This window comes from Pseudomonas sp. P4_D7 (assembly GCF_056401755.1).
The window spans coordinates 1-10,153 of the sequence record NZ_JBFUIR010000081.1 but is presented as its reverse complement, the minus strand read 5'-3'; the positions used below and the strand labels follow the sequence as shown (position 1 = coordinate 10,153).

9 protein-coding genes are annotated in these 10,153 nt (G+C 58.6%); 7 read left to right on the top strand and 2 right to left on the bottom strand.

The genetic code is table 11. The features are described from left to right. The first annotated feature begins 270 nt into the window (after positions 1 to 270). The gene (locus tag AC1DVF_RS27675; protein ID WP_477783477.1) at positions 271 to 1,401 is read left to right on the top strand and encodes an SGNH/GDSL hydrolase family protein; all 1,131 of its coding nucleotides are present in this window, start codon (positions 271 to 273) and stop codon (positions 1,399 to 1,401) included. A gap of 142 nt (positions 1,402 to 1,543) precedes the next feature. On the opposite strand, the gene AC1DVF_RS27670 is transcribed toward AC1DVF_RS27675, so the two are convergent. Continuing rightward, entirely contained in the window at positions 1,544 to 1,948 is a 405-nt protein-coding gene (locus tag AC1DVF_RS27670) for a phosphohexomutase domain-containing protein (RefSeq protein WP_414915698.1), read from the bottom strand. 29 nt (positions 1,949 to 1,977) lie between these two features. Then, positions 1,978 to 2,811 (bottom strand): UTP--glucose-1-phosphate uridylyltransferase GalU, encoded by an 834-nt coding sequence (galU, locus tag AC1DVF_RS27665; RefSeq protein ID WP_116256600.1) that lies wholly within the window; start codon positions 2,809 to 2,811, stop codon positions 1,978 to 1,980. A 389-nt stretch (positions 2,812 to 3,200) separates the two neighbouring features. Here galU and galE point away from each other — a divergent pair, with 389 nt between their 5' ends. The 6 genes from galE (at position 3,201) to AC1DVF_RS27635 (ending at position 9,401) form a co-directional block, all read left to right on the top strand. Next, the gene (gene galE / locus AC1DVF_RS27660; RefSeq protein ID WP_477783476.1) at positions 3,201 to 4,217 is read left to right on the top strand and encodes a UDP-glucose 4-epimerase GalE; all 1,017 of its coding nucleotides are present in this window, start codon (positions 3,201 to 3,203) and stop codon (positions 4,215 to 4,217) included. A 230-nt stretch (positions 4,218 to 4,447) separates the two neighbouring features. Further along, positions 4,448 to 4,684 (top strand): hypothetical protein, encoded by a 237-nt coding sequence (locus AC1DVF_RS27655; protein WP_007910552.1) that lies wholly within the window; start codon positions 4,448 to 4,450, stop codon positions 4,682 to 4,684. A gap of 90 nt (positions 4,685 to 4,774) precedes the next feature. Continuing rightward, positions 4,775 to 5,893, top strand: coding sequence for a polysaccharide biosynthesis/export family protein (locus tag AC1DVF_RS27650; RefSeq protein ID WP_175559610.1), 1,119 nt, complete (start codon positions 4,775 to 4,777; stop codon positions 5,891 to 5,893). Positions 5,894 to 5,902: 9 nt separating this feature from the next. Next, positions 5,903 to 6,568, top strand: a complete 666-nt coding sequence (locus tag AC1DVF_RS27645; protein ID WP_320337474.1) for a YjbF family lipoprotein — start codon at positions 5,903 to 5,905, stop codon at positions 6,566 to 6,568. Continuing rightward, positions 6,568 to 7,326, top strand: coding sequence for a capsule biosynthesis GfcC family protein (locus AC1DVF_RS27640; protein ID WP_034156403.1), 759 nt, complete (start codon positions 6,568 to 6,570; stop codon positions 7,324 to 7,326). The genes AC1DVF_RS27645 and AC1DVF_RS27640 overlap by 1 nt, the downstream gene beginning before the upstream one ends. Continuing rightward, a complete protein-coding gene (locus AC1DVF_RS27635; RefSeq protein WP_116256603.1) occupies positions 7,323 to 9,401 on the top strand; it encodes a YjbH domain-containing protein in 2,079 nt (692 codons plus the stop codon). The genes AC1DVF_RS27640 and AC1DVF_RS27635 overlap by 4 nt, the downstream gene beginning before the upstream one ends. Positions 9,402 to 10,153: the final 752 nt, after the last annotated feature.

The window sequence follows — 10,153 nt, the reverse complement described above, 5'->3', positions numbered from 1 at the left end:
GCCTGTCACCCCAGTGGTGCAACCACAAAACAGCTAAGAGCTTCGCGAGCAAGTCGAATCGTCGCACCGTCGCTCCCACAGGTTTTTTTGGTGTACACAGATTTAGCGGATGACCGCGACAAATGTAGGAGTGAGCCTGCTCGCGATAGCGTTGTGTCAGTCAATGCATTTGTATTGGATAGACCGCAATCGCGAGCAGGCTCACTCCTACAGTTGATCTCTGTACATCCCGGCATTCAGTGGGCCATTTCAGACTGAAGGAAATTTTGCATGTTGGCAGTAGATGACGCGCAACCCGTCGCAGCGTCGGTGGTTCAGGTGGGCGATGCGCGCGAGCGTTTCGCGCAGTGGCGTGAAGGCAAGGCCGGTAAGGTGCTGTCGGTCTCGGTGATCGGCGACAGCTACAGCGCCGGGCAGGATTTCTACCTGAACAAACTGGTGCAGCGCGTGGCCGGGGAGGTGGGTTTTGCCGGGCCGGGTTACGTCGGTTTCAATCACGGTGCCGCGCTGGGCGGCACGCACTTCAAATACACCCGCAGCAGTGACAAGTACTTTGGCGGCGACTGGAAGGTTTCAGAGTTGGGGCAAGCAAGCCCGGACAGCCGCACAGTGACGGGCCGGCCCGGTGCGTGGTTGCAGGTGGATGCCAATCCTTCGCCGCGCATCGATACGGCGGTCACTCAGGCGAAACTGCTTTACCTCGGCACTGGCGAATCCTCTGAGATCCGTTACCGCTGGTCACCTTCAGAAGATTGGCAGCCGATGACGCTGACAGGCGCCGGGGTTCAGGAAGTGCCATTGGCAGGCCTGTCTGCAGCGAAAGACTGGTCCTTCAAACTGGAAGTGGTGAAAGGCGCCCCGACGTTGTTCGGCCTGTGGATGAGCAACGATCAGAACGGCGTGCGCGTATCGAAACTGGCGGCCTCCGGTGCGGCGTCTGCGGATTTCTATCACCAGGATCCGCAATGGCAGGTGCAGTGGAAAGCTGCCGTGTCGAAGATCCCCGCTGATGTTTACCTGATCATGCTCGGTGGCAACGATCAGGGCTTCGGCGTGAAGCCCGCGCAGTATCTGCAGAACGTTCAGGGGCTGGTGGGCATGTTGCGTGAGATTCAACCGCAGGCGAGCATCAACCTGATCATGCGGCAGGACACCACGCGCTCCAGCGCTTACCCGATGTCGGCGTATGCGCAGGTGCTTGAGCCGTGGGCGCGAGAGCAACGTCTGGGCTACGCCAATCTGCAATGCGCGTTCGGCCCTGACGTCAAACGCTACGCGGCAGCGATGATCGGCCCGGACAAGATTCATCCGGTACCGGCCACGGGCGGGAAGGTGATTGCTGATTACTTTTATGGCTGGATTACCGGCGCCAAGGATCGGTGCGACGCCTCCCCTAAATAACACGCAAACCCCAGAGCGGTGATCGTTCCCACGCTCTGCGTGGGAATGCCGCCCGGGACGCTCCGCGTCCCTTCGCTGGGTGACGCAGAGCGTCACTGGATGCATTCCCACGCAGAGCGTGGGAACGATCAGGTGAGGGGAGTTATTCGAAGGCGTCGACCTGCTCGAGCAACTCCGCAATCTTCTGCGGCATCAACCGCGTATCGCACCGAGTCTCAACGTTGATGATGATCGCCGGGTCGTTACAGCAAATCCGCACGCGAAAGCGCCAGTCGCTGAAGATCACCTTCAGCCCATCACTGTCATCCATTTCCAGCGCCTGCTCGCCATACAGTTTTTTCAAATGCGCGAGCAGCGGATACGGATCACGCAGCGGCCGGCGGATATCACCGGACGCCGGAAATACGCCAATCCGCTCCACCAGCAGAATCGTGCCCAGCCAGGACTCGTTGGCGCTGGGCAACGGTTGATGGCGCGACAGCCAGCTCATCACCCCGAGGTTACCCACCTCGCGTTCAATCTCTACGGAATGTTGTGCAATGTTCATGGTGGCCTCGTTGGGTGAAGGGAGCCGTCTCAGCGGCCCTTGAGATAGACGTTTTCGTAGCAGAAATTGGTCGCCTGCAAGTAACCCTCGGCGTCACCGCAGTCAAAGCGCAGGCCTTTGAATTGGTAGGCCAGCACGCAACCGTTCTGCGCCTGTTTCATCAGTGCGTCGGTGATCTGGATTTCACCGCCCTTGCCCGGTTGGGTGTCGGCGATCAGGTCGAAAATGTCCGGGGTGAGGATGTAGCGGCCGATGATTGCCAGGTTCGACGGCGCGTCTTGCGGGGCCGGTTTTTCCACCATGTTGTTGACGCGGTAGATGCCGTCGGACATCAGCTCGCCGGCGATCACCCCGTACTTGTGGGTCTGGTCGGCCGGGACTTCCTGGATGGCGACGATCGAGCAGCGGAATTTCTTGTACAGCTGGATCATCTGCGTAAGCACGCCGTCACCTTCCAGGTTCAGGCACAGGTCATCGGCCAGCACCACGGCAAACGGCTCATCGCCGATCAGCGGACGACCGCTGAGAATCGCGTGGCCCAGACCTTTCATTTCCACCTGACGGGTGTAGGAGAAGGTGCAGGTGTCGATCAGCTCGCGGGTGCCAGCGAGGAATTTCTCTTTCTCGGTGCCGCGAATCTGGTGTTCAAGTTCGTAGCTGATGTCGAAATGGTCTTCCAGCGCACGCTTGCCGCGACCGGTGACGATGGCCATGTGTTGCAGGCCGGCGTCCCGCGCTTCTTCAACGGCGTACTCGATCAACGGCTTGTTGACGATCGGCAGCATCTCTTTCGGCATGGCTTTGGTGGCCGGCAAGAAACGCGTGCCATAGCCGGCAGCGGGGAACAAACATTTACGAATCATAAAAGTATCCTGGACAGTCATGGAACACAGGCGACGGATGCGGGCCATAAACAATGGCTGCAAGTTTCAATATTGATTGAAGGCCTACTTTAATACCTGAGTCAGGTTGTTAATGGCAATTAGTTGGGCCGGTAAAACATGACAATGTTATGAGATGTCGGCGAATGCTTTATTAGTTATTTTTAGTCGGTATCGGTTGATAGTGATGAGCGCACAGGGAGTGCTAATAAGTAGCGGGCAATACAGTGTGACCTGCAAAAATATTTATTGCCAGTCATTGAACTAGTTTTGTTTTCGGTTGTTGTCGCCTGTTTGTGTGAGTTGTGACACATCTTCAATAAAACAGGCTTGACACGCTACTTGTCACTCATCCAAAGACGGATAGCACTATGAAGATTCTGGTAACGGGTGGCGCCGGCTATATCGGCTCGCACACCACACTTGCTCTACTTGAAGCAGGTTATGAAGTTGTCGTACTGGATAACCTTTGTAACAGCAGCGAAGCCGCGTTGCACGCCGTTGAGGGCATTTGCGGCAAGAGTGCCTGGATGATCCGCGGCGATGTCTGTGACCGGGCATTGCTTGACCGGATTTTCCGCGAGCACAACATCGAAGCGGTGCTGCATTTTGCCGGCCTGAAAGCGGTCGGCGAGAGCGTGCGCAAACCGCTCGAGTACTACGAGACCAACGTCAGCGGCAGTATCAATCTGTGTCAGGCGATGGCGGCGGCGGGGGTGTTTCGTCTGGTGTTCAGCTCGTCGGCCACGGTGTATGGCGAGCCCGAGCAGATGCCGATCCGCGAAGACTTTCCCACCGGCAATCCGACCAATCCCTACGGCCAGTCCAAGCTGATCGTCGAAAACGTCCTGCGTGACTTGAGCCTGGCCGAGCCACGCTGGAGCATTGCCTTGCTGCGCTACTTCAACCCGATCGGCGCGCACCATAGCGGTCATATGGGCGAAGACCCCAACGGCATCCCGAATAATCTGGTGCCGTACATCAGTCAGGTGGCGGTTGGCAGCCTGCAAGAGCTGTCGATCTTCGGCAACGATTACCCGACGGTCGACGGCACAGGCGTGCGCGATTACATCCACGTCGTCGATCTGGCCGATGGCCACCTGAAGGCGTTGCAGTCGATCTCCGAACGCAGCGGCATTCATACCTGGAACCTCGGCACCGGCGATGGTTACAGCGTGCTGCAGGTGCTCCACGCGTTCGAGCAGGCCTGCGGGCAACCGGTGCCGTACCGAATGATGCCGCGCCGCTCCGGGGATATCGCCGAGAGTTGGGCCGACGCCTCCAAGGCGGCAAAAGAGCTGGGCTGGAAAGCTACGCGCAACTTGCAGGACATGGTCACTGATACTTGGCGCTGGCAATCGAACCATCCCCAAGGCTACTCGCGATGATGGCCATTTAGTCCAATGTTATTTTCAGTCAGGTTGTTAGATTACGTCGGGAAATTACACTGGCAATGCCTTTTGCAAATCCGTAGATATAAACCTGCCGTTCGACTTTTATCAGTTGGGTAAGACTGTGAAAGAACGACGGATCATGTTCGCGCTTTTTGCGGACTTGAACTCACCACCGCTAACTCAGGCCGGTTTTTTAACAGGTCGAATGTTAGAAAGGAGTTGATATGAAAAAAGTGATGGCAGTTGCCCTGTTGACGATGTTGAGCAACTGGGCTGCCGCCGCTGAAGCACCGTTGACAGCGGTAACCAATGTAGGTGGCAACGTGGCGGCTTCTCAAGCGCCCGCAGCCAGTACTGCAATGGTTGCCAGTGCTGTAGCGGCGTCTAACAGCGGTGGCAGTGCCAACGGCGGTACCACCGGTACGACGGGTACCACCGGTACAACCGGCACGCATAACTAACAGGAAGTTCTGTTAGTGCAGTACAGGGTCGCCCGACGCAAGTCGGGTGACTTTGTTTTTGGATTCGCCCTTGAATAGCGTAGTGCCATTATGACTCGTAGTGTTTATCTTTTAATGTTGGCAAGTCTCGCTTTGCAAGGTTGCATGTTTTCCCCCGGTCAATACCTCAGCACCAGTGACATCACCCGCCAGGGTGCCAGCGAAAGCAGCCGGGTCGAGCTGATTCCGATCACGCCGAAGCTGATTGCCATGAACCGCGCCACGCAAAAGCGTGAGTCGCTGCCGCCGGAGCTGTTGGCGACGCCGGCCGAATACCGCATCGGCAACAATGATGTTCTGTACATCACCGTGTGGGATCACCCTGAGCTGACGGCCCCGTCCGGCGCGCAACAACAGATCGATGCCAACGGCCGTCTGGTGCGCTCCGATGGCACGCTCTATTACCCGTTCATCAAGGAAGTCCAGGCCACTGGCCGGACCATCCAGCAACTGCGCTCGGACATTGAACAACGGCTGTCGGCATTCATCGCCGAGCCGCAGGTAGATGTCGCGGTGTTGCGTTTCGCCAGCCAGAAGGTCGTGGTCACCGGCGCGGTGGCCAAGGCCGGCCCGCAAGCGATTTCCACCAATCCGCTGAGCGTGGTCGAAGCCCTCGGCTCGGCCGGCATCGACACCAACAACGCTGATCTGTCCGGGTTGTTGCTGACGCGCAAGGGGCGTACTTATCCGCTCAATCTCGACTCGCTCAATCAGGCGGATTCCGAGTTGCAGAACGTTTACCTCAAGGGCGGCGATCAGCTGTATCTGCCGTACAACGACAACAAGCGCATCTACGTGATGGGCGAGGTCAACCAGCCGCGTGCGCTGAGTTTCAAGACCGCGACGATGAACCTCACCGACGTGCTCGGTTCGGTTGGCGGCCTGGCCCAGACCACCTCCAATGGCAACGCGGTCTATGTCATTCGTGGCGTGGAAAACCTTGATGTCGAACCGGCCAAGATCTACCAGCTGGAAGCCGAATCGCCGACCGCCATGGCGCTCGCTTCGCACTTCGAAGTTCGCCCGCAGGACGTGGTGTATGTCGGGCCTGCCAACGTGACTCGCTGGAACCGTCTGATCAGCCAGTTGGTGCCGTCGGCATCGATTGTCGGCACCGGCGCTTCCGCTGCGAAGAACTGGAGCGAATACAGCAACAACAACGCCAAATAAGGTCCGACTTTGAACATTTTGAAAGTTGGCCTGTGCCTGATGGCGGCCTCGTTGCTGTGCGGCTGTAACCCGCTGATGAGCGCTTCGTTAAATAACCTCAAGGCCGCAGTCGTCGGCCCGGATGAGGTCGATGTGTCGGTGGCCGAAGTGGCGGGGGTCAACTATCCGCAAATGAAACTGACCACGCCTTCCGGCTCCGGGGTGCTGGCGCTGGTGCGCGAGCGTGAAGACCTGCAGTTCTGGGTCGCCTCGGGCAAACAGGTTCTGCTGCTGCGCAATGGCCTTGCCGTGCGCTCCATTGGCCTGGGTCTGGAAGGCGATCTCGATGGCACGCGGCTGGCCGACGACTCGCCGTTCAAACAGGGCCTGCATCACGTCGCTGACGGTTTCACCACGCGGCGCTGGATCGACCTCTACAAAGGTCAGGAAGTCGGGGTGATCGTCAACAGCCGCTTCTCCCGCCGCTCGGAACAGACCCTGAAGATTCTCGACAAGGAATACACCGTGCTGCGTGTCGATGAACACATTGACGCCCCGGCCATTGGCCTGAGCGCGACCAATCGTTACTGGGTCGACCCGCGTGACGGTTTCATCTTGCAGAGCGAGCAGCAGCTGACGTCGCAGTTGCGCGTCAAGGTCGTGCAACTGACCCCTGATCGCAGGCACCTGCCGTGATGCGCCTGAAAATGTTGTCGGCGAGCTTGATGCTGGTCGCGAGCGTGAGTCAGGCGGCTGTCACGGTGTCGGGCGATGTCGCCAATCCCGGGCCGGTCGCGTTGCCACCGGGTGGGCGCTTGCTCGATGTGATCAGCGAAGCCGTGCCGAATGCCGAAGGCTATTGGCTGGCGGGCGGGTTGCTGCGGCAGTCGCTGATTGAGGCGCAGACACGGCTCAAGGTCGGTGTGTTGTTTGATCTGGATGTGCTGCAACGCATGTCGATGCTGTTCGACCGGCCGAGTCGGGCGGCACTGGCGCAGCGCATTGCCGAAGAAGTGCGGCAGATGCCGGTAACGGGGCGGCAGATCGCCGATCTTGATCCGGTTGCATTAGAGGTCGGCTTCGCGCGCAACATTCGCCTCGATGACGGTGATCGTCTGATCTACCCGAAACGCGTCGACGAAGTGCAAGTGCTCGGTGCCGTCGCCGAGCCGTGCCACTTGCCGTATCAGCCGTTGCAGGAGGCCCGTGAATACCTGCAAGGCTGTTCGATCCTGAGCGATGCCGAAGCCGATTACCTGTGGCTGATCCAGCCCAACGGCGTCTCGCGGCGTGTCGGCATCGCCCACTGGAATCGTGAGTCCGGGCAGTTTCCGGTGGCCGGCAGCAAGATTCTGGTGCCGGTGAAAAATGATGATCTTGATCCGCCTCTTCCTGAACTGAATCAGCAGTTGGCCGAATTCATTGCCACGCAGCTGGCCGAGGTGGTTCGTTGAAGTTACGTTTTGCAGCTGTGTTGTTATTGCCCTGCGGTCTGGCTCATGCCGAACCGCGCATTACCCAGAATGATTTCGGTGGCACCGGGCTGTTGCAGACGCCGACGGCGCGCATGGCCCCGGCCGGCGAGTTGAGCGTCAACGCCAACCGCACCGAACCGTACAGCCGCTATAGCGTTTCGCTGCAGCCGCTGGACTGGCTCGAAGGCTCGTTTCGCTACACCGCGATCACCAACCGGCCATACGGCTCGGAGGCCCTCAGCGGTAGTCAAAGCTATAAGGACAAGGCGGTCGACGTCAAAGTCCGGCTGTGGCAGGAGAGTCACTGGCTACCCGATGTGGCGCTGGGCTTCCGAGATATCGGTGGTACCGGTTTGTTCTCCAGCGAATTTTTCGTCGCCAACAAACGCTACGACAACTTCGATTTCAGTGCCGGGATTGCCTGGGGTTACCTCGGTAATCGCGGCGACATGGACAACCCGTTGGGCTACGTCAGCGATCGCTTCGATACCCGTCCGGCCCTGGAAGGCACCGGTGACGTTAACTCCGGCTCGTACTTTCGTGGCCGGCCGTCGTTCTTCGGTGGCGTGAGCTATCAGACGCCTTGGGATCGTCTCAGCCTGAAACTCGAATACGAAGGCAACGATTACAAAAACGAACCGAAGGACAACGAGATCAAACAGGACTCGCCGATCAACCTTGGCGCGGTATTCAAGGTGACCGATTCGGTCGATGTCAGCGCGGCGTGGGAGCGCGGTAATACGGCGATGTTCGGCGTGACCTTTCACACCAATTTCGTCAGCCGCAAGGCTCCGGCGAAGACTTACGATCCGACCCCGGAACCGCTGCCGGCGAAAGCGCCGAACACGGCGATGGATCAGGTCAACTGGGCCAACGTCTCGCAGCGTTTGCAGCAGAATGCCGGCTACAAGGTCGAGCGCATCACCCAGCGTGATTCCGAGCTGATCGTGTATGGCGAGCAGCAGCGTTACTTCCATTCGTCCAAGGCTGTCGGGCGGGCGAGCCGGATTCTCGACAACAGCGTCAACGACGACATCGACTGGTTCACCGTGGTCAACAAGCGCTACGACTTGCCGCTGGAAGAAACCAGCGTGCCGCGCCAGACCTTCCGCGAAGTGATCAACAACGAAGAGCCACTAGAGTCGCTGCACCGCACCACCGAGATCAACCCGGCGATGCCACACAACGAGAAGACCCTCTACACCGAGGCACCGCAGCATTTCAGCTATGGCGTGGGTTTGGGCTTCAAGCAGAACGTTGGTGGTCCGGATGGCTTGCTCTATCAATTGAGTGCCGATGCCGACGCTGAATACCGCTTCAACCGCAACACCTGGTGGAGCGGGTTGCTCAGTGCCAACCTGGCCAACAACTTCGACAAGTTCACCTACGACGCGCCGAGCGGTTTGCCGCGTGTGCGCACGGATTTGCGTCAGTACCTGACCACGTCTAACACGACCATGCCGTTGTTCCAGGTCAGCCATGCCGAGCAGTTGGATAAAGACTGGTATGGCATGGTCTATGGCGGTTATCTGGAGTCGATGTTTGCCGGTGTCGGCGGTGAGGTGTTGTTCCGCCCGACCGGTGAGCGCTGGTCGGTGGGCGCGGATCTGAACTGGGTGCGGCAGCGCGATTTCGATCAGGGTTTTGCCCTGCGTGATTACTCGGTGGTGACCGGGCATGTCACGGCGTATACCGATTTGCCGTTCGATACGCTGGCGGCGGTGAGCGTCGGGCGTTATCTGGCCGGGGACTGGGGCGGTACGCTGGACATCTCGCGCGAGTTTTTCAATGGCGTGCGCTTTGGTGCGTGGGCGACGATCACCACGGCGGGCAGTGCCGAGTATGGCGAAGGTAGTTTCGACAAAGGCATCTACCTGTCGATCCCGTTCGACGAAATGATGAGCATGTCGACCATGCGCCGCGCCAACCTGGTCTGGGCGCCGCTGACCCGTGACGGTGGTGCGCGACTCAGCCGCAGTTATCAACTGCACTCGATGACCGATAGCCGGGAAGGGGACATGTTTTATCGGAATTTCGAGAAGATTACTGAGTAAGCGAGGATCTCCGAGAAACCTCTGAAACCTGTGGGAGCGAGCCTGCTCGCGAAGACGTCAGCACATCCAGCATCAATGTTGCCTGACCCACCGCTTTCGCGAGCAAGCTCACTCCCACATTGGCTATTTGTCACGCCCAAAATCCCGAGCCAACCACAAATGCCCTGTAGGAGTGAGCCTGCTCGCGATAGCGTTCGTTCAGTCGACATCCCCGTTGCCTGACCCACCGCCATCGCGAGCTGGCGAAGGCCTACATTGGCTATTTGTCACACCACAAATCCCAAGCCAACCACAAGCCCCCTGTGGGAGCGAGCTTGCTCGCGAAGACGTCAGCACATCCAGCATCAATGTTGCCTGACCCACCGCTTTCGCGAGCAAGCTCGCTCCCACATTGGATTTTCATCACGCCACAAATCCCGATGTCATCCCAGATCCCTGTGGGAGCGAGCCTGCTCGCGAAGRCGTCAGCACATCCAGCATCAATGTTGCCTGACCCACCGCTTTCGCGAGCAAGCTCACTCCCACATTGGTTATTTGTCACACCACAAATACCAAGCCAACCACAAGCCCCCTGTGGGAGCGAGCTTGCTCGCGAAGACGTCAGCACATCCAACATCAATGTTGCCTGACCCACCGCTTTCGCGAGCAGGCTCGCTCCCACATTAGATATTTATCACGCCCAAAATCCCGATGTCATCCCAGATCCCTGTGGGAGCGAGCCTGCTCGCGAAGGCGTCAGCACATCCAACATC